Genomic DNA, 18,700 nt, shown 5'->3' with positions numbered 1-18,700 from the left:
TGGGTTTTTAAATCCAGTCCGAATATAAAGCAACCGCTAGTATGGCAAGAAGTGCCAACAACAGTACATCAAAGGTTGTGGGGAAGAATAGTGTACGTATACCTTGAAAAATTGTTAAAGGAACAATAAACTGTCCACAAGCCGCTCCTGCTGTTTTGAGCCACCGCTGCAGCTGATACGAATTTACATTTATTCGTTTCTTCATTTGTACATGCCCCTTTCAATCCACGTGCCCAGGTTAAAGTAAGTATATGAAAAAAGAAAGAAATGGTGCCATTTTTTTGAGCGGACTTTTCATTTTATTTCCAAAATTAGCGAGTGAATGAAAAAATAAAGAGCAGAACAAAAAAATTATGAATATAATCATAAAAAAATGGAGAAGATTATTGACGATTCAACATTTTTTCATATAGTATAATTAAGAGAAATTCATACATAAATACAGTGAATAGGAAGAGTACGGGATGTTCGTCTTTCAGAGAGAGAAATCAGCTGCTGTGAGATTTCTTAAGAATGTGCACTCGGAATGTCGCCTATGAGTAGCTTTTTTGAACAGCTGCATAGCTCAGTAGAAAAAGCCGGTTAATCAACCGTTATGAAATGAAGTGTATAGGCTTATCAAACGGGATACGTCTATAAAAAAAGGTGGTACCGCGAAATCAACTCCTTTCGTCCTTTTATTAGGAAAGGAGTTTTTTTATGTTTATAAAAGCTTTACACAGTTTCTAAAGACTGAAACTTTATATTATGGAGGTATACATTATGTCTGAAAAAGAAGTGACTCTTCCAACGAAGTATGATCCAAAAGCCGTTGAAGAAAATCGTTATCAGTATTGGTTAGACGGGAAGTTTTTTGAAGCAACAAATGACCCTGAAAAAGAGCCATATACAATTGTAATTCCACCCCCAAACGTAACGGGCAAGCTGCATTTAGGCCACGCTTGGGATACAACGTTACAAGACATCTTAACGCGTATGAAGCGCATGCAAGGCTATGACGTTTTATGGCTTCCTGGCATGGACCATGCGGGGATTGCAACGCAGGCAAAAGTAGAAGAAAAGCTTCGCAGCGAAGGGAAAAGCCGCTACGATCTAGGCCGCGAAAATTTTGTAGCCGAAACGTGGAAATGGAAAGAAGAATATGCAAGCTTTATTCGCCAGCAGTGGTCGAAGCTAGGACTTGGCTTAGACTATTCACGCGAGCGCTTCACGCTTGATGAAGGCCTTTCTAAAGCAGTGCGCGAAGTATTCGTAACGCTTTACAAAAAAGGGTTAATCTATCGCGGAGAATATATTATTAACTGGGATCCAGCTACAAAAACAGCTCTTTCAGACATCGAGGTTATTTACAAAGATGTACAAGGTGCGTTTTATCATATGCGCTATCCGTTGGCAGATGGTTCTGGACATATTGAAATCGCAACAACTCGTCCTGAAACAATGCTAGGAGATACGGCTGTAGCTGTTCACCCTGAAGATGATCGCTATAAGCACTTAATCGGCAAAAAGGTTGTCCTTCCGATTGTAGGTCGTGAAATTCCAATCGTAGGCGATGATTATGTAGATATGGAATTCGGTTCTGGTGCGGTAAAAATTACGCCTGCTCATGACCCGAACGATTTTGAAATTGGAAACCGTCATAATTTAGAGCGTATTTTAGTGATGAATCAAGACGGCACGATGAATGACAAAGCAGGTAAATATGAAGGAATGGATCGTTTTGCTTGCCGTAAGCAAATTGTTAAAGACCTTCAAGAAGACGGCGTATTGTTCAACATTGAAGACCACATGCATTCAGTAGGTCACAGTGAACGAAGCGGTGCCGTTGTTGAACCTTATTTATCAACTCAGTGGTTTGTAAAAATGCAGCCGTTAGCAGATAAAGCAGTAGATCTTCAAAAACAAGAAGAAAAAGTAAACTTTGTGCCTGATCGTTTTGAAAAGACATACTTACACTGGATGGAAAATATTCGCGACTGGTGTATTTCGCGTCAGCTTTGGTGGGGACATCGCATTCCAGCTTGGTATCATAAAGAAACTGGAGAAGTATACGTAGATCATGAGGCTCCAGCAGATATCGAAAACTGGGAACAGGATTCAGATGTATTAGACACATGGTTCAGTTCAGCGCTATGGCCGTTCTCAACAATGGGCTGGCCGGATGTGGATGCAGCTGATTTCAAACGCTACTACCCAACAAATGTTCTTGTAACGGGCTACGACATTATTTTCTTCTGGGTATCTCGTATGATTTTCCAAGGTCTTGAATTTACGGGTAAACGTCCGTTTGACGATGTACTTATTCACGGTCTTGTACGAGATGCTGAAGGTCGTAAGATGAGTAAATCACTTGGTAACGGCGTAGATCCAATGGAAGTAATCGAGAAATACGGTGCAGATTCTCTTCGCTATTTCTTATCTACAGGAAGCTCACCGGGACAAGATTTACGCTTCAGCTTTGAAAAAGTCGAAGCGACGTGGAACTTTGCAAATAAAATTTGGAATGCTTCTCGTTTTGCATTAATGAACATGGACGGCATCACATTTGAAGAGCTTGATTTATCAGGAGAAAAGTCAGTTGCGGATAAATGGATTTTAACGCGCTTAAATGAAACGATTGAGTACGTAACAAAATTAGCTGACAAATATGAATTTGGTGAAGTTGGACGCATTCTTTATAACTTTATTTGGGATGACTTCTGCGATTGGTACATTGAAATGGCTAAACTTCCTCTTTACGGAGAAGATGAAGCAGCTAAAAAGACCACTCGCTCAATTTTAGCTTATGTACTTGATAACACAATGCGACTTTTACATCCATTCATGCCGTTTATTACTGAAGAAATTTGGCAAAGCTTGCCGCATGAAGGTGAATCAATTACAGTAGCTAAATGGCCGGAAGTACGCGCTGAGCTTTCGGATAAAGAAGCTGCTAACGATATGCGTTTACTTGTAGATATTATCCGTGCTGTTCGTAACATTCGTGCTGAAGTGAACACGCCGATGAGCAAACAAGTAAAATTATTTATTAAAGCTAAAGATGAAAATATTCAAAGTCAGCTTGAAAAGAATCGTGCGTATGTAGAACGTTTCTGTAATCCAAGTGAGCTTGTGATTTCAACCGATGTTTCATTAGATGAAAAAGCGATGACTGCTGTTGTAACAGGCGCAGAATTAATTTTACCTCTTGAAGGTTTAATTAATATCGAAGAAGAAATCGCCCGTTTAGAAAAAGAATACGATAAGTTAAACAAAGAAGTAGAACGTGTACAAAAGAAATTAAACAACCAAGGCTTTATTGCAAAAGCGCCTGCTAAAGTAGTAGAAGAAGAGCGTGCAAAAGAGCAAGATTACGTTGAAAAACGTGAAGCTGTTCAGTCTCGTATTGCTGAATTACGCGGATAATCAATGGGTTAATAAACTAACAGAAAAAGCGTGGCTTGTATAGCGACGCTTTTTCTTTACATAATAATAGCGATGGAAAAGAAAGGTGAATAAAAGATGATAACGACATATGAAGAAGCGCTTGATTGGATTCATAACAGACTTCGCTTTGGAATCAAGCCGGGGTTAGAACGAATGGAATGGATGCTAGAGCAGCTTGATTTTCCGCAGCAAAATATAAATGCTATTCACGTTGCTGGGACGAATGGTAAAGGTTCTACTGTTTCGTATTTGCGAAATATGTTAGAAGAAGCAGGGTATAAAGTTGGAACGTTTACTTCCCCTTATATCGAAACATTTAATGAGCGGATTAGCGTGAATGGACAGCCTATTTCAAATGAAGCAATGACCGCTCTTGTTCAGGAAGTAAAGCCTGTAGTGGAGCGACTAGAACATACGGACTTAGGGTCAGCAACGGAATTTGAAGTGATTACAATCATGGCTTTTCTTTATTTCGGCTATCATGATTCAGTTGACTATGTTGTGTTTGAAACAGGTCTTGGGGGACGATATGATTCAACAAACGTTGTGAATCCTATGGTGAGTATTATTACAAACATTGGATTTGATCACATGGCGATACTAGGTGATACGGTAGAAGAAATTGCAGCAGAAAAAGCGGGGATTATTAAAAAAGAAGTCCCTATTATTACTGGTGCAGAGCAAGTAAAGGCGCTTGACGTCATTACAGAAGAGGCAAATTTGAAGCAGGCTTCGTTATTTGTGTTAGGAAAAGAATTTAAAATTGAAAACTATGAGCCCTTAGCAAATGGAGAAGGCTTTACGTTAAAAACGCCGTATGGTACATTTGAACACTTGCAATTAAATATGCTTGGCTATCATCAAGTTAAAAATGCAGCTTTGGCTGTGATGGCCGTTTGTTATTTAAAAGAAAAGAAAAAGCTTTCTATCTCCAATGAGCAAATGATAAAAGGGATTCAGCATACAAAGTGGAACGGCCGCTTTGAGATAGTAAATGAGCATCCTTTAACGATTATTGACGGGGCTCATAATGCAGAAGGCATTGATAGCTTGTTATCTACTTTACGCCTTCATTATGAAGATCGAAACATTCATTTAATCTTCAGCTGCTTAAATGATAAAAGCGCTGATCGAATGGTCCAAGAACTTGAAACAATCGCTGCAAGTATTACATTTACGTCGTTTGACTTTCCTCGTGCTCGCGCAGCTGGGGAGCTTTATGAGATGAGTACTCATCGTAATAAGCATATGGACGAGGAGTGGAAAAAAGCAATTGCTTACGTAAAGGAAAAGGCGACAGGTGAACAAGACATGGTCGTGATTACAGGGTCTCTGTATTTTATATCAGAAGTGCGGGCCTTTCTTCTCAAATGAGCAGCAGAAGCAGCAAGTGAAATCTTGCTGCTTTTAACATAATGTATGAAAGGGATACAAATAATAAGGAAGCACTAAGTTCAAAGTATTGTCACTTTCACCCCCTAGGTAAGTGATATATAATAAACATGTACATCACTAAATAAGGAGATTGTTAACATGAGTAAGAATAATGAAAAAATTGTACCGAAAAGTAATAAAAACTTTACCGGTATTATTCTTACCTTTTCAGTGATAGCGAATGTTATTATCTTACTGCTATTCTTTTCGAATATTGGCTATCAAGGAAAAGTAAGTTTTGATTTGACTATCTTTCCACGGTTAAATGCTATTTTGAATAGTTTTACGTTTATTTTTTTAGTTGCAGCGTTGATTTCAATCTTTAGAAAAAACATCAATGCTCATAGAGGGTTTATCTTAGCGGCATTCACTTCTACACTGCTCTTTTTAGTTTCATATTTAACGTTCCACTATATCTCAACCGAAACAGCTACGTTTGGTGGAGAAGGAATTGTTCGTCCCATTTACTTCTTTATTTTGATCACACACAGTTTCTTAGCAGCGATTATCGTTCCTCTGGCACTGTTTGCACTTGTGTGGGGCTGGACAATGCAAGTTGAAAAACATAAAAAAATTGTGCGATGGACAATGCCAATCTGGCTTTATGTAAGCCTTACAGGTGTAATTGTCTACTTATTTATGGCTCCTTACTATTAAAAAACGTCTGCTTTTGCAGACGTTTTTTTATGCTGTTTTTGTTTTTTAGTGGTATAATCCTTATTACCTATAAAAGGTGTGTTTTAAGGAAGGAGGCATACAGAATATGACTTTTATGGGTATTAAGATTCAGTTTATTAATGAAGGAGCTGTTTGATACTAATCAATAAAAGAGAGGTGTGGAAATGGATAAACTGTCAAAAGAGAATAAAGGACTTTCTCTCACGCAAGTGATCATACTGGTTATCGTAATAGGTCTTCTAGCAGCTTTTCTCATACCGTTTATTGGCAGCTATTTAAAAGGAAAAGATACATTGCCCCATTCAAAAGAAAATCTACAGTTAGTATTCTATACCCCTGAAATGGAAGGAGTCGTATGAGTATAATTTACCTTTATCTATTCGTTTCAGGTATCACTCTAGGTTCATTTTACAACGTAGCAGGCCTTAGAATTCCTCAGGGAAAATCTATTTTATCTCCAAGATCTCATTGTCCACACTGTTTATACGTTCTTTCTCCACAACAGTTAATCCCCGTAGTCTCCTACATTAAAAATGCAGGAAAATGTAGTATGTGTCGCAAAAAAATCTCCTTCATCTACCCGTTCGTAGAATTTTCGACAGGAAGTTTATTTGTATATGCTTTTTTAAAATTGAATATGACGTTAGAACTGATTGTCATATTAACTTTTGTTTCTTTTTTAACAATTATCGTTGTCTCAGATATAGCCTATATGATTGTCCCAAATAAGGTGCTGCTTTTCTTTTTGCCTATCTTTCTTCTTGAGCGTCTTTTCATTCCATTAACTTCGTGGAGTGATTCTTTAATGGGAGGAGGAATCGCATTTTTTCTCCTCTTTCTAATCGCATTTCTCAGCAGAGGAGGCCTTGGAGAAGGAGATATTAAATTGTATGGTTTGATTGGTATTGTGCTTGGAGTAAAGCTTGTTTTGCTATCACTTTTTTTAGCTATATTAATAGGCGGAACCGTTAGTATAGGAGCATTGTTAATGAAAAAGGCAAAGGTAGGTGTACCAATTCCTTTCGTTCCTTTTATTTTTATAGGGACAATAGCTGCTTATTTTCATGGAAACGAATTGATAGATTGGTATGTTAGCAACTATTTTTATTGAGCTTCAAGTCTTCGACAAAGTTAAAATTTCTGTAACTAAATAGCGAAAACCTTTTGTAACAAGACGACAAATGTCTTGTTATTTTTTTTTTCTTCTATGATAGCATGGAAAAAAGTGTATGTTTTATGTCGGTTTACCTCAGCTTACAACCGGTACTAAGACTACGTTAACTAAAGGCGGTGGGGCAGTGGACAAGCAGGAACGAAAAATTTCAATTAAAATCAATGGTCAATCTAAGGATGAGAAGGAAGAACAAGCGCCGGAAAAAGACGAATTTACGTGGGTTCTTCCGGAACCGGCATCCAAAGATTCTCATGTGGAAGAAAATAAAGTGGTGTTTATTGAAGATGTAAGAAATGAAAAGAAGAAAAAGCCGCGATTACATCCTAAAAATGTTTCGATTAAAACAGTAAACGGCGGTGTGATCAAACGAACGGCTGTGATTGTATTGCTAGCAGTCGGAATAGGCAGCGGCATTGGTATGGTTGGTGTGAAAATGATGACAGGAAGCGAACAGCCTGTAAGCAAAGCACAAACAAGTGAGCGAGCGAAAGAAGAAAAAGCTGCTCAAACAGCGTCTGCCACTGAAAGTGTTGGTAAAGCTGAAAAGAAAAGCGAACAGGAATCGAAGGATACGTCAGCTGCTGCTTCTACTTTAGACCCTTTTTCCTTTTACATTGTGCAAGCAGGTGCTTTTTCATCAAAAACTGCTGCAAATAAAGCAATGGATAAATGGAAAGAAGAGAACGAAGCAGGCGAGATTTTTTCACCTAAAACCTATTCTCTTGTCGTTGGTGCTGCCACTGGAGAAGAAAAAGCAAAGGCACTTAGTAAAACGTATAAACAACAAGGTAAAGATGTATATGTAAAGTCTTATGAAATTAAGCCCACCAGCGAATTAGGGAAAAAAGATCAAACGGTTATAACAACAGCGCAGCCGTTTATGGCTAATCTCTTAGATCAATCTGTTAAAGCGATTGAGGGAGAGCGGGTAGCTGATATCAAATCTTTGAAAAAAGAGCTGACAAAAGTTCAGAAAGAAGCGTCAAATGAAGACATTAAAACCATGGTGAGCACCCTTCAAAAGGCTGCGGCTTCTCTATCTTCATATGAAGACAATAAAAGCAGTAAAGACGCTTGGCTTGCTCAGCGATACGTGTTAAAAGCTCTTCAGCAGTATGAAAGCCTTGTAACGTCTTAACAGGTGAGGTAGTGTAATGCTGCCTCACTTGTTTATTGTCATTTAGAGATGAAATTGCTAAAATAACGGTGTGTCCTTCTTTTTTAAAACCAAAATGCAAAGGTGAGATGTATGAAACAAACATTAATTTTAGCCTCAGGCTCTCCTCGTCGAAAAGAATTACTTCAGCAGCTTCACATTCCCTTTACCGTTCACGTTAGTACAATTGAAGAAATCGTCAATCCATCATACACTCCGTCCGAGGTAGTAATGGATTTAGCTAGGCAAAAAGCAGTGGACGTCGCTTCGCATTATAAAGAGGATATGGTCCTAGGCGCCGATACAGTTGTCGTATATGGCAATCGTATTTTAGGAAAGCCAAAAACGAAACAAGAAGCGATTGAAACACTTACGATGCTGTCAGGTCAAAAACATCAGGTGTTAACTGGAGTAGCGTTCGTATCAAATGCAAAAGTTCATACGTTTTATGAACAAACTGATGTAGAGTTTTGGCCGATTGAACAAGATGAAATCGTACAGTACGTAGAGTCAGGAGAGCCTATGGACAAGGCTGGTTCTTATGGAATTCAAGGTCTCGGTGCTGCGCTAGTTAAAAAAATTGAAGGAGACTATTTCTCCGTGGTGGGCTTGCCGCTCTCCCGAACAATACGTGAGCTAAAACAATACGGTTTCGTCTACTAAAAAGGAGTGACGAAATTGGATCAATCATTGCTAATTAAAGATTTTCCTCAAGATGAAAGACCTCGAGAGCGCCTTGTGGCAATGGGCGCTTCTAGTCTTTCTAACCACGAGCTTATTGCTATTTTGCTGCGCACCGGAACCAAAGATGAATCTGTTCTTCAGCTGTCCAATCGCATATTAACGCATTTTGAAGGTCTTCAACTTTTACAGCATGCATCGCTTGATGAAATGATGAATATTAAAGGTATCGGACCTGCAAAAGCGATTCAAATTATAGCGGCTATTGAAATAGGTAAGAGGATTGTACAGCGGAAATCTAGTGAGCGATATACCATTCATGGCCCTGAAGACGGAGCTAATTATGTGATGGAAGAAATGCGCGTGCTGTCCCAAGAGCATTTCGTCTGTTTATACCTCAACACGAAAAATCAAGTTCTCCACAAGCAAACCATTTTTATCGGAAGCCTCAATTCATCTATTGTCCATCCAAGAGAAGTATTTAAAGAAGCCTTTCGTCGTTCAGCTGCATCTCTTATTTGTATTCATAATCATCCCTCCGGCGACCCTACTCCCAGCAGAGAAGATATAGAGGTAACGAAGCGCTTAAAAGAGTGCGGATTTATCATAGGAATTGAATTGTTAGATCATTTAATTATCGGAGATCGAAAATATATTAGTTTAAAAGAAAAAGGATACATGTAAGGCTATGCTTTTTAAAATCCTTGGGTTATAATAGTAGTCATGATTTTAAATGACAAGTTCTTTACAATCATTCGTTATTAATAGACAAAGTATGACTTTTTATCATACAATATTTGGCGTTGACATCTATGAAAAAAGTATAGAAAATAAAAAATGTTACTTATGAAATGAAGAAATTGAATTATGGAATTTTTACCTTTGCATTTTGGTAAGAGAAAGGAAGAGACACATGTTTGGAATCGGTACTAGAGACCTTGGAATAGATTTGGGTACTGCAAATACGCTCGTTTATGTAAAAGGAAAAGGAATTGTTGTGCGTGAGCCGTCTGTTGTGGCTTTGCAAACTGATACAAAACAAATCGTTGCGGTAGGTAACGATGCAAAAAATATGATTGGTCGTACACCTGGGAACGTAGTAGCCCTTCGTCCAATGAAAGATGGAGTTATTGCAGATTACGAAACAACTGCGACGATGATGAAATATTACATCAATCAAGCTCAAAAAACAAAAAGTTTGTTTGCGGGTAAGCCGTATGTAATGGTTTGTGTACCTTCTGGCATTACAGCTGTTGAGAAGCGTGCCGTTATTGATGCGACTCGTCAGGCTGGCGCGCGTGATGCGTATACAATTGAAGAACCGTTTGCTGCAGCAATCGGCGCCAATCTACCGGTTTGGGAGCCAACGGGAAGTATGGTAGTAGATATTGGTGGAGGAACAACAGAAGTTGCGATTATTTCTTTAGGCGGAATCGTAACATGTCAGTCAATCCGTATCGCTGGGGACGAGATGGATGAAGCGATTATTCAATATATTCGCAAGAATTACAATTTAATGATCGGTGAGCGTACGTCAGAAGCATTAAAAGTAGAAGTCGGTTCTGCCGGAATTCCAGAAGGTATTGAAAACATGGAAATTCGCGGACGTGACTTACTAACAGGTCTACCGAAAACAATCGAAATTTCAGCAGAAGAAATTGCAGAAGCGCTAAAAGATACAGTGGCTTCTATTGTCGATTCAGTAAAAAGTACATTAGAAAAAACACCACCTGAACTTGCGGCAGATATTATGGATCGCGGTATTGTATTAACAGGCGGTGGCGCATTGCTACGTAATTTAGATAAAGTTATTAGTGAAGAAACAAATATGCCGGTTGTCATCGCAGAAGATCCGCTTGACTGTGTTGCAATTGGAACTGGTAAAGCGTTAGAACACATTGATTTATTTAAAAATCGTACAAGCGATTCATATCGCTAAATATTAAGAGGTGTAGATCGTGCCACAATTTTTCTTAAATAAACGTTTAGTTATTTTATTGGTCAGTATTATTGTATTAGTGGCATTGATTGGTTTTTCGTTAAATGGTCGTAAAAATGTAACGTGGCCTGAACAGTTTGTCAAAGATACGGTTGGTCTTGTTCAGGCTACCTTTAATGAACCCGCACAATTTGTAGCGGGTTTCTTTCAGAATGTAGGTGACTTAAAGCGTACATACGAAGAAAACGAGGTATTAAAAGCCCGTTTAGACGAACGCATGCAATTAGAAACGAAAGCCAACGCTTTGCAGCAAGAAAATAAAAAATTAAGAGCACAGCTCGACAAAAAAACGGATTTAAGTCAATACAATCCAATCGAAGCAACAGTTATTGCTCGTAATCCAGACCGTTGGCATGAGGTAATTGCCATTGATAAAGGGACGGTTCATAATGTACAGGAAAATATGGCTGTTATGACTCCTGAAGGGCTGATTGGTAAAGTGAAGCATGCATCTAAGTTCACATCTACTGTGCAGTTAATTAGTTCATCAGATCGTACAAACCGTGTATCTGCTAAAATTCAGGCTAAAAAAGAAGTGTTTGGTTTAATTGAAGGCTATGATGATAAAGAACAGGCGCTTGTTATGCGTCGTATTCCTTTTGATGCTGATATTAAAGAAAAGCAAAAAGTAGTAACGTCCGGTCTAGGACAAGAAGACGGCATTTTTCCTAGCAATCTTCCAATTGGCGTTATCACAAAAATTGAGCCTGATGAATATGGATTAACGAAAAAAGCTTATATCAAACCTGCTGCTGACTTGTATGACTTAGATAACGTAGTTGTAGCTAAAAGAAGTGCGCCCGCTGCTGAAGACGATTTAGGGGCGGAGGAGGCTAACTGATGAAGCGGTTTGTCCTTCCTATTCTCGTGCTTGTCGTTTTTATGTTTGAAAGTATCTTTGTTAATTTTGTCGCCATGGCATCACCATGGCGAGACTGGATTCTATCGCCTCACTTTGTTGTAGTGGTACTGGCTTTTATGGCAGTGTATTATCACCCAAAGCAAGCGATGCTATATGGGGTAATCCTTGGATTCATGTACGATATTGCCTTTACGGATGTCTTAGGAGTATACGCGCTTGGATTGCCGGCCGTATGCTATATCGTATCAAAACTAATGAAGGTTTTTCAGCAAAATACGCTTATCGTAATCTGCATGTCGCTATTAGCTGTAGCCATTATTGAGTTTTATGTATATGGAATTAATAGCATTATTAATATATCCGATATGACCATTGGTCGCTTCTTGCAAGAGCGATTTTACGCAACCATCATTTTAAATGCCATATTTGCACTCATTTTTGCATTTCCGCTTCAAAGATGTTTTCAATATTTCGCTAAATTTATCGATGAACGCTGATCCGAAAATATATTACGCTTCTCGTTCGTGATGTGATAAAAATGCTGATTGAAGAAACGAAAAAAAGGAATTGAGTAAGTCTCTGTCGAAATTATATATTCGTTGAGGTGAGCGTCTTGAATAAACAAAAGCAACAAAATGTGACAATTAAAGGAACAAAAGATGGATTAACGTTGCATCTCAATGATACATGTTCATTTGCAGAGCTTTTGACGGAACTTAAGACGAAGCTTTTGACAAATAAGCATGGCGATGCCGATCAAATCGTCACAGTGTATGTCAAAATCGGAAATCGTTATTTAACTACAGAGCAGGAAACCGAATTGAAGGCGCTCATAGAAGAAAATCAGTATTTAGTAGTTAAACAAATTGATAGTAACGTTATTTTAAAGCAAGATGCAGTCCGAGTAAGAGAAGAAAGTGAATTAGTATCTGTTACAAAGGTAGTTCGTTCAGGACAGGTTCTCCATGTAGAAGGCGATTTGCTTCTAGTCGGAGACGTAAATCCCGGAGGAACCGTTGTAGCTGGAGGAAATTTATTTGTATTAGGTGCTTTAAAAGGGATTGCTCATGCAGGATATCGCGGCAATAAAAACGCCGTTATTGCTGCATCGTTAATGAAACCTTCACAGCTGCGCATTGCTGATATCATTACCCGATCAGAAGAAGAGCGCAGTGAGAAGGAAGAGAATATAATGGAATGTGCATACTTAGATGATAATGATCAAATGGTGATAGATCGCGTGCAAGCTTTACCGCATCTAAGACCGAATTTGACCAGGGTAGAAAGGAGAATTTGACAGTGGGAGAGGCTATTGTTGTTACGTCTGGTAAAGGTGGAGTTGGAAAAACAACGACATCAGCCAATTTAGGTACTGCTCTAGCATTAGCTGGAAAGCGCGTGTGTCTAGTAGACACTGATATCGGCTTACGCAACTTGGATGTTGTAATGGGGCTTGAAAATCGTATTATTTATGATCTTGTAGACGTGGTAGAAGGTCGATGCCAACCGCAAAAAGCCTTGATTAAGGACAAGCGTTTTGAATGTTTGTACTTACTTCCTGCTGCTCAAACGAGTGACAAAACAGCTGTTCAACCAGAACAAATGCGAGAGTTAGTTCTTCAGTTAAAGCAAGACTATGACTATGTGGTTATTGATTGCCCAGCTGGTATTGAACAAGGCTATAAGAATGCCGTAGCTGGCGCTGATAAGGCACTCGTTGTGACAACACCGGAAGTTTCAGCTGTTCGTGATGCTGACCGTATTATTGGATTATTGGAGCAAGAGGATATCGAATCTCCAAAACTGGTTATTAACCGAATCCGTAGTCATATGATGAAAAATGGAGACATGCTGGACGTGGAAGAAATTTCTCAGCTTCTGGCTGTTGATTTAATTGGAATCGTTGCTGACGATGAAAATGTTATTCGTGCTTCTAACAACGGTGAACCAATTGTCATGGATCCATCAAGCAAAGCATCAATTGCATATCGTAATATTGCAAGACGTATTCTAGGTGAAACGGTTCCTCTTCAATCGTTAGATGAAGAAGATAAGGGAATGTTTGCACGTATTAAACGATTCTTTGGTGTTCGTTCTTAAAAAGCTTCCGATAGAGGAAGCTTTTTTTATTTGTGTGATTTTGTAGAGTCAAGCTGTCATAAGCTCCACGGACAAGTCATATAGTTGATTATACGATAAGAACAAGGAGAATGATGAATCATGAATCGACGTGCTGATGAAATCCGTAAACGAATTGCTGAGCGCAAGCGAAAACAATTAAATACAACGAAGCGTCTTCCTCAAGAACCTCTTCATACGTCCTTAATGAGTGAAGAAGAAAAATATGGATCGATGGATTATTCTGCGGTTGAATACACACCATCAGCAAAGGAATATCACCCGTTATTTCGAAAAGAACGCTTTTTATTTAAAATTTTAGCTTCGGCCTGCTTAGTGTTAATTGTAGGGATTATGTTCAAGAACGCTTCTCCTGCTTTTGAACAGGCCAGAGTGGTGGTTCAACAAACAATGGATAAAGAATTTCAGTTTGCGGCTGTTTCCTCTTGGTATGAAGATAAGTTTGGGAAGCCGTTAACGCTACTGCCGAATAAGGAGTCTAGCAAAACGGAGCAAAGTGTAAGCGGAGAATACGCTACTCCAGCTTCAGGGAAAGTAACGGAAACATTTGCTCAAAGTAAGCAAGGCGTGACGGTTCAAACAGGAGTGGATTCTGTTGTAGAAGCAATGAGTGAAGGTATTGTAAGGTATGTAGGAAAACGTGATGATACTGGGAATACCGTTATTATTCAACATGCCGATGGAACTGAAACTTGGTATGGACAGCTCAAAAAAATCAATGTTAGCATGTATGATTTTGTGAATAAAGGCAAAGAAGTAGGAATTGTGGAAAACAGTAAAAAAGGCGATGCTGGAACGTTCTATTTTGCTATTAAAAAAGGCGATAAGTTTGTGGATCCTAGTCAGGTGATTCAATTTGAATAGTGCTTTTTCGTTATTAATGAAAATTCACATTCATCCATTGTTTTGGGGGATTTTCGTAATTGGTATCTTAACGGCTACGGTAAAGCAGCTTTTTTTGTTATTTATTATTGTAATTATTCATGAACTGGGCCACGCCGTAGCGGCTCAGTGTTTTTCTTGGCGAATTCGTAGAATTATGCTCTTACCTTTTGGAGGAGTAGCAGAAGTAGATGAACATGGTAATCGTCCATTTCGAGAAGAGTTTATTGTGACAATAAGTGGACCTCTTCAGCATCTTTGGATGTTTGGAGCTGCTTTCTTATTAATGAAAATAAATGTGTTGTCTTTGGAAACGTATGAGCAATTTATGTTTCAATGCACAGTAATTTTACTGTTTAACCTTTTGCCCATTTGGCCATTGGACGGAGGGAAGCTGCTTTTTTTAATGTGCAGTCGTTCTTTACCATTTTTAGAAGCGCATAAGCTTGCACTCCGGTTATCAACGTTTTTTTTAGCTATCGGTATTATCTACGCCGTCATTATGCATCCTTTTCAGCTGCACTTATGGATTGTTATTTCATTTTTAATTATATCCGGATATTTGGAATGGAAGAGCAGGCAATTTGTCTACATGCGCTTTTTGTTGGAGAGGTATCATGGAAAAGAGCATCCAATTGGAGCTTTAAAAACGCTAAGTGTATCAACCAGTGAGACGCTCCATCAAGTCCTGCAAAAATTCCAAAGAGGTTGTAAGCATATGATTATTGCTACATCTCAAACAGGCGAGCATGTACAAATTGATGAAAATGAACTTTTACACGCTTACTTTGTAGAAAAAAGAACAAATAGCCCACTAGATGAACTTGTAACAGTTTACTGATTTCTAGTAACATAGAATAGAATGAAAAAAGTTCGGTTGCACTGACCGAACTTTTTCCTATGAATTTAGATTAAAGTGAGGCAATGTATGTGAAGGCATGTATCATTAACGCGGCTACTTCTTCCAAACGTATAGCCGTGATAAACGATAAAACACTAGAAAAAATATATTTAGAAGAACAAAGCGAGAATCAAATTATTGGTGATATATATTGGGGTAAAGTCGTAAAAGTCCTGCCGCATATGCAAGCAGCCTTTATCGATATTGGTTTATCAATGAACGGATTTATTCATCGAAATGAACTTGTATCCTATCAGCAGTCAGATAATCCTCACAAGGATCAGCAGCCGATGTCTGCTTTTATTCGTGAAGGAGAAAAAGTATTGGTTCAAGTTGTAAAAGAAGGCATTGGAACAAAAGGGCCGAAGCTGACGGGTATTATTGAATTTTCTTCTGATGAGCTTGTATATTTACCGCACGGAAACTATGTCGCTGTATCCAAAAAAATAGATGAGCCAAAACGCCAACAGTGGAAACAGCTTGGCGAGCGGTTAAAACAGGGGATGGAAGGCTTTTTATTTCGAACAGCGATTGAGGAAAAATCAGAAGCTGCGGTCCAACACAAAATAAAAGAGCTACAGAAGAAATATGAGCGCCTTGAACGACAGGCACAGGGAATGAAAGCTCCTGCCCTAGTCAGCAAAGGACAAGATTTTCTCGAAACAAGAGTGCAAGCTGCACTTCAACAAGGAATTGACGGGATAGTAGTAGATGACTTTGACCTATATCAACATCTTCAAGCTGCCTACCCTAACTCGTCAATAGAGTACTATAAAGGAAATGAAAATATTTTCTCCTTTTATGATGTGGAACGGCAAATAGAGAAGCTTTTAAAGCGAATCGTGTGGCTCAAAAGTGGAGGTTATATCGTTATTGACGAAACGGAAGCGATGACGGTCGTAGACGTGAACACGGGGAAGTTTTCAGGAAAAGATAATATTCGAAAGACGATGCTTCAAACAAATATGGAAGCTGCGTATGAACTGTCCAAACAGATGCAATTACGTCACTTAGGCGGCATGATCTTAATTGATTTTATAAATATGTCTCATAAAGAAGATCGGACAGAAGTAGAAAGGTACATGAAAAAGCTATGTGAACAAGATGAAGTGCGGACGAATGTAGTTGGCTTTACAGAGCTCGGCATATTGCAATTAACGCGGAAGAAAGTGCGCAATAGCATTGGGTCAACATTAACTATGCCTTGTGAAGTATGTGAAGGAACCGGTAAAATGATTGATTCCAAAACGGTTGCTTTTCAAATTGAACGTGTAATTTGGGAACATCGCGGCGCGGAAGAAGAGGCTATTTGGATTGAGACGCGAAGTGATGTTATAAATGAAATGAAAGCTCAAGGGTTTCTCAAAGCTCTAGAGAAAATGGTTAAAAAAACCGTATATCTTACGCCAAGCGATGATTATACAAACGCATTTGTTTTGCGTCAATTGGGGTTGAAAGAGCAGATTCAAAAAAGGGTCTCTGCTTCTATATAAATTTTTAGAAGAAAACATGAATTCCAATTGACACTAACCTTTGATTTGTAGTAAGATTTAATATGTTGGTTTGTAGCACCCGTGCTACAACCGCTCAGAACAGGTTTTAAGTTCACTTGAACACCTGTGATGGCGAGTCTTAGTTTTTAGAGGAGGTGCAGAGAATGTACGCAATTATTGAAACTGGTGGTAAGCAAATTAAAGTAGAGGCTGGTCAAGCAATCTACGTTGAAAAACTTGCTGGTGAACAAGGCGAAACAGTTACTTTTGACAAAGTATTATTTGTAGGTGGCGACAGCGTGAAAGTTGGTGTTCCTTTCGTAGAAGGTGCAACAGTTACGGCTAAAGTTGAAAAACAAGGTCGCGCTAAAAAGATCACTGTATTTAAATACAAAGCAAAGAAAAACTATCGTCGTAAGCAAGGTCACCGTCAACCTTACACAAAAGTTGTAATCGACGCTATCAACGCGTAATTATAACAAATGATTAAGGTGACGATTTCTCGTGATGCAAATAAGAAAGTTGACGGGTTCACGATGAGTGGACATGCTGACTTTTCCGAACACGGAAAAGATCTTGTTTGTGCGGGAGCATCTGCAGTTTCATTTGGAACAATTAATGCTATCTTTTCAATAAGTGGGGTTGAACCGCACTTAGAGCAAGGTGGAGATGGTGGCTATCTCCGTTGTGAGATTCCGAAAGATGTGGATTCGTTCACATTGGAACAGATTCAATTGCTATTAGAAGGTATGGTTGTTTCACTGAAAACGATCGAATTAGATTACAGTAATTATATAAAAATTAACGACAACTAAACAGGAGGTGGATGTCATGTTAGTAAGATTAGACCTTCAATTCTTCGCTTCTAAAAAAGGAGTAGGTAGTACTAAAAACGGTCGTGATTCAATCTCGAAACGTCTTGGTGCTAAACGTGCTGATGGCCAATTCGTATCTGGTGGTTCAATTTTATACCGTCAACGCGGTACTAAAATTTACCCAGGTGCAAACGTAGGTCGTGGTGGAGATGATACTTTATTCGCTCAAATCGACGGTATCGTTAAATTTGAACGTTTCGGTCGTGACCGTAAAAAAGTATCTGTATACCCTGTTGCTCAAGAAGCATAAGATACAAAAAGAAAACTCTAACCCAAGTAGGTTAGAGTTTTCTTTTTGTAGAATATTTCACCTATTACCCATTGGAATTTGTTATAATCGAACATATCTAAGAAGATTGATACGAGATGTTTGTCAGCGTTGTGAAATACTTATGCTCGAGTCAAAGTTAGGAGTGCTAAGATGGAAAAAGAATGGGATGTCGTAGAGGTATTAAGATACGCGCGGCATGATTGGTTAAATAAGCTGCAATTAATCAAAGGCAATCTAGCGTTGAATCGGCTTGATCGAGCGAATGAAATCATTGAAGAAATTGTAAATGAATCCAAACATGAATCCAAGTTAACAAACATCAATATGCGACTGTTTGCGGGCTTTGTTATGACCTATCATTGGAATAACCATGCTGTTCGCTTAGATGTGGAAGTGCTTGGAGAATTGAAGGATTTATCACAATACGATGAGTTCGTATACAACTGGTGTTGCTATTTGACAGAAGCACTCGAAAAATATGTTGATTATCATGCAGAAAACTATTTGAGTATTTCAGTATGCATTGAAGAACAGGGAATTCGTTTCTTTTTTGACTTTAGTGGAATACTAACAGATATACAGAAGCTACAAAACAAGCTACAATGTTATGAGTGCGCTCAAGGAGTTGCATTGGTTGAACAGCATATGTCTGAAGATGAATTTAGCCTTATGCTCACAATAAGTTAAAAGCGCTTTTGCTATGGCAAGAGCTAAGATATAGAACGGAGT

21 protein-coding genes and 2 other annotated features are annotated in these 18,700 nt (G+C 38.7%); of the genes, 20 read left to right on the top strand and 1 reads right to left on the bottom strand.

Features of this window, described 5'->3' with window-relative positions:
• Positions 1-7: 7 nt before the first annotated feature.
• Entirely contained in the window at positions 8-205 is a 198-nt protein-coding gene (locus tag NST66_RS22650; RefSeq protein WP_013059354.1) for a hypothetical protein, read from the bottom strand.
• A 230-nt stretch (positions 206-435) separates the two neighbouring features.
• Positions 436-680 (top strand) — a binding site (T-box leader).
• 82 nt (positions 681-762) lie between these two features.
• Here NST66_RS22650 and NST66_RS22645 point away from each other — a divergent pair.
• From NST66_RS22645 to NST66_RS22550, 20 genes are all read left to right on the top strand, one after another.
• A complete protein-coding gene (locus NST66_RS22645; RefSeq protein ID WP_340843708.1) occupies positions 763-3,405 on the top strand; it encodes a valine--tRNA ligase in 2,643 nt (880 codons plus the stop codon).
• Between the two features lie 96 nt (positions 3,406-3,501).
• Complete coding sequence (locus tag NST66_RS22640; RefSeq protein ID WP_028411724.1) at positions 3,502-4,800, top strand: bifunctional folylpolyglutamate synthase/dihydrofolate synthase; 1,299 nt, start codon at positions 3,502-3,504, stop codon at positions 4,798-4,800.
• Between the two features lie 159 nt (positions 4,801-4,959).
• Positions 4,960-5,517: a DUF420 domain-containing protein gene (locus NST66_RS22635; RefSeq protein ID WP_028411723.1), complete on the top strand. Its 558-nt coding sequence runs from the start codon at positions 4,960-4,962 to the stop codon at positions 5,515-5,517.
• A gap of 185 nt (positions 5,518-5,702) precedes the next feature.
• Positions 5,703-5,897 carry a hypothetical protein gene (locus tag NST66_RS22630; RefSeq protein ID WP_033579647.1) on the top strand — a complete coding sequence of 65 codons (195 nt, stop codon included), beginning with the start codon at positions 5,703-5,705 and terminating at the stop codon, positions 5,895-5,897.
• Complete coding sequence (locus NST66_RS22625) at positions 5,894-6,649, top strand: prepilin peptidase (protein WP_034265545.1); 756 nt, start codon at positions 5,894-5,896, stop codon at positions 6,647-6,649. Before NST66_RS22630 ends, NST66_RS22625 begins: the two co-directional genes overlap by 4 nt.
• Positions 6,650-6,767: 118 nt before the next feature.
• Positions 6,768-7,850, top strand: a complete 1,083-nt coding sequence (locus NST66_RS22620) for an SPOR domain-containing protein (RefSeq protein ID WP_340843707.1) — start codon at positions 6,768-6,770, stop codon at positions 7,848-7,850.
• A 111-nt stretch (positions 7,851-7,961) separates the two neighbouring features.
• Complete coding sequence (locus NST66_RS22615; RefSeq protein WP_033579650.1) at positions 7,962-8,531, top strand: Maf family protein; 570 nt, start codon at positions 7,962-7,964, stop codon at positions 8,529-8,531.
• A 15-nt stretch (positions 8,532-8,546) separates the two neighbouring features.
• Positions 8,547-9,233 (top strand): RadC family protein, encoded by a 687-nt coding sequence (radC, locus tag NST66_RS22610; protein WP_028411718.1) that lies wholly within the window; start codon positions 8,547-8,549, stop codon positions 9,231-9,233.
• A gap of 229 nt (positions 9,234-9,462) precedes the next feature.
• On the top strand, positions 9,463-10,488 hold the full coding sequence (locus NST66_RS22605; RefSeq protein WP_013059345.1) for a rod shape-determining protein: 1,026 nt from the start codon (positions 9,463-9,465) through the stop codon (positions 10,486-10,488).
• A 19-nt stretch (positions 10,489-10,507) separates the two neighbouring features.
• The gene (mreC, locus tag NST66_RS22600) at positions 10,508-11,389 is read left to right on the top strand and encodes a rod shape-determining protein MreC (protein WP_013059344.1); all 882 of its coding nucleotides are present in this window, start codon (positions 10,508-10,510) and stop codon (positions 11,387-11,389) included.
• Entirely contained in the window at positions 11,389-11,907 is a 519-nt protein-coding gene (gene mreD, locus NST66_RS22595) for a rod shape-determining protein MreD (protein ID WP_340843706.1), read from the top strand. The genes mreC and mreD overlap by 1 nt, the downstream gene beginning before the upstream one ends.
• Positions 11,908-12,023: 116 nt before the next feature.
• The gene (minC, locus tag NST66_RS22590) at positions 12,024-12,707 is read left to right on the top strand and encodes a septum site-determining protein MinC (protein WP_028411717.1); all 684 of its coding nucleotides are present in this window, start codon (positions 12,024-12,026) and stop codon (positions 12,705-12,707) included.
• Between the two features lie 2 nt (positions 12,708-12,709).
• Positions 12,710-13,510 (top strand): septum site-determining protein MinD, encoded by an 801-nt coding sequence (gene minD / locus NST66_RS22585; protein WP_013059341.1) that lies wholly within the window; start codon positions 12,710-12,712, stop codon positions 13,508-13,510.
• A 120-nt stretch (positions 13,511-13,630) separates the two neighbouring features.
• Positions 13,631-14,413 carry a M23 family metallopeptidase gene (locus NST66_RS22580; RefSeq protein ID WP_028411716.1) on the top strand — a complete coding sequence of 261 codons (783 nt, stop codon included), beginning with the start codon at positions 13,631-13,633 and terminating at the stop codon, positions 14,411-14,413.
• A complete protein-coding gene (locus tag NST66_RS22575; RefSeq protein ID WP_033579652.1) occupies positions 14,406-15,272 on the top strand; it encodes a M50 family metallopeptidase in 867 nt (288 codons plus the stop codon). The genes NST66_RS22580 and NST66_RS22575 overlap by 8 nt, the downstream gene beginning before the upstream one ends.
• 83 nt (positions 15,273-15,355) lie before the next feature.
• On the top strand, positions 15,356-16,825 hold the full coding sequence (locus NST66_RS22570) for an Rne/Rng family ribonuclease (protein ID WP_340843705.1): 1,470 nt from the start codon (positions 15,356-15,358) through the stop codon (positions 16,823-16,825).
• Between the two features lie 78 nt (positions 16,826-16,903).
• Positions 16,904-16,975: a sequence feature (ribosomal protein L21 leader region), on the top strand.
• 14 nt (positions 16,976-16,989) lie between these two features.
• Positions 16,990-17,298: a 50S ribosomal protein L21 gene (gene rplU / locus NST66_RS22565; RefSeq protein WP_013059337.1), complete on the top strand. Its 309-nt coding sequence runs from the start codon at positions 16,990-16,992 to the stop codon at positions 17,296-17,298.
• A 9-nt stretch (positions 17,299-17,307) separates the two neighbouring features.
• Positions 17,308-17,640 (top strand): ribosomal-processing cysteine protease Prp, encoded by a 333-nt coding sequence (locus tag NST66_RS22560; RefSeq protein ID WP_013059336.1) that lies wholly within the window; start codon positions 17,308-17,310, stop codon positions 17,638-17,640.
• Positions 17,641-17,656: 16 nt separating this feature from the next.
• Positions 17,657-17,950: a 50S ribosomal protein L27 gene (gene rpmA / locus NST66_RS22555; protein WP_013059335.1), complete on the top strand. Its 294-nt coding sequence runs from the start codon at positions 17,657-17,659 to the stop codon at positions 17,948-17,950.
• A gap of 171 nt (positions 17,951-18,121) precedes the next feature.
• The gene (locus NST66_RS22550) at positions 18,122-18,658 is read left to right on the top strand and encodes a Spo0B C-terminal domain-containing protein (RefSeq protein WP_013085118.1); all 537 of its coding nucleotides are present in this window, start codon (positions 18,122-18,124) and stop codon (positions 18,656-18,658) included.
• Positions 18,659-18,700 lie beyond the last annotated feature (42 nt).

This window comes from Priestia sp. FSL W8-0524, assembly GCF_038005965.1.
Classification (GTDB): Bacteria; Bacillota; Bacilli; order Bacillales; family Bacillaceae_H; genus Priestia; species Priestia zanthoxyli.
This window is presented reverse-complemented; position numbering and strand designations above follow the sequence as displayed.

What these genes read in the sequence shown, in the direction of transcription:
- NST66_RS22650 (WP_013059354.1), bottom strand. Translation starts at nt 205, where the DNA reads ATGAAGAAACGAATAAATGTAAATTCGTATCAGCTGCAGCGGTGGCTC.
- NST66_RS22645 (WP_340843708.1), top strand. Translation starts at nt 763, where the DNA reads ATGTCTGAAAAAGAAGTGACTCTTCCAACGAAGTATGATCCAAAAGCC.
- NST66_RS22640 (WP_028411724.1), top strand. Translation starts at nt 3,502, where the DNA reads ATGATAACGACATATGAAGAAGCGCTTGATTGGATTCATAACAGACTT.
- NST66_RS22635 (WP_028411723.1), top strand. Translation starts at nt 4,960, where the DNA reads ATGAGTAAGAATAATGAAAAAATTGTACCGAAAAGTAATAAAAACTTT.
- NST66_RS22630 (WP_033579647.1), top strand. Translation starts at nt 5,703, where the DNA reads ATGGATAAACTGTCAAAAGAGAATAAAGGACTTTCTCTCACGCAAGTG.
- NST66_RS22625 (WP_034265545.1), top strand. Translation starts at nt 5,894, where the DNA reads ATGAGTATAATTTACCTTTATCTATTCGTTTCAGGTATCACTCTAGGT.
- NST66_RS22620 (WP_340843707.1), top strand. Translation starts at nt 6,768, where the DNA reads ATGTTTTATGTCGGTTTACCTCAGCTTACAACCGGTACTAAGACTACG.
- NST66_RS22615 (WP_033579650.1), top strand. Translation starts at nt 7,962, where the DNA reads ATGAAACAAACATTAATTTTAGCCTCAGGCTCTCCTCGTCGAAAAGAA.
- NST66_RS22605 (WP_013059345.1), top strand. Translation starts at nt 9,463, where the DNA reads ATGTTTGGAATCGGTACTAGAGACCTTGGAATAGATTTGGGTACTGCA.
- mreD (WP_340843706.1), top strand. Translation starts at nt 11,389, where the DNA reads ATGAAGCGGTTTGTCCTTCCTATTCTCGTGCTTGTCGTTTTTATGTTT.
- NST66_RS22580 (WP_028411716.1), top strand. Translation starts at nt 13,631, where the DNA reads ATGAATCGACGTGCTGATGAAATCCGTAAACGAATTGCTGAGCGCAAG.
- NST66_RS22570 (WP_340843705.1), top strand. Translation starts at nt 15,356, where the DNA reads ATGTATGTGAAGGCATGTATCATTAACGCGGCTACTTCTTCCAAACGT.
- rplU (WP_013059337.1), top strand. Translation starts at nt 16,990, where the DNA reads ATGTACGCAATTATTGAAACTGGTGGTAAGCAAATTAAAGTAGAGGCT.
- NST66_RS22560 (WP_013059336.1), top strand. Translation starts at nt 17,308, where the DNA reads ATGATTAAGGTGACGATTTCTCGTGATGCAAATAAGAAAGTTGACGGG.
- rpmA (WP_013059335.1), top strand. Translation starts at nt 17,657, where the DNA reads ATGTTAGTAAGATTAGACCTTCAATTCTTCGCTTCTAAAAAAGGAGTA.
- NST66_RS22550 (WP_013085118.1), top strand. Translation starts at nt 18,122, where the DNA reads ATGGAAAAAGAATGGGATGTCGTAGAGGTATTAAGATACGCGCGGCAT.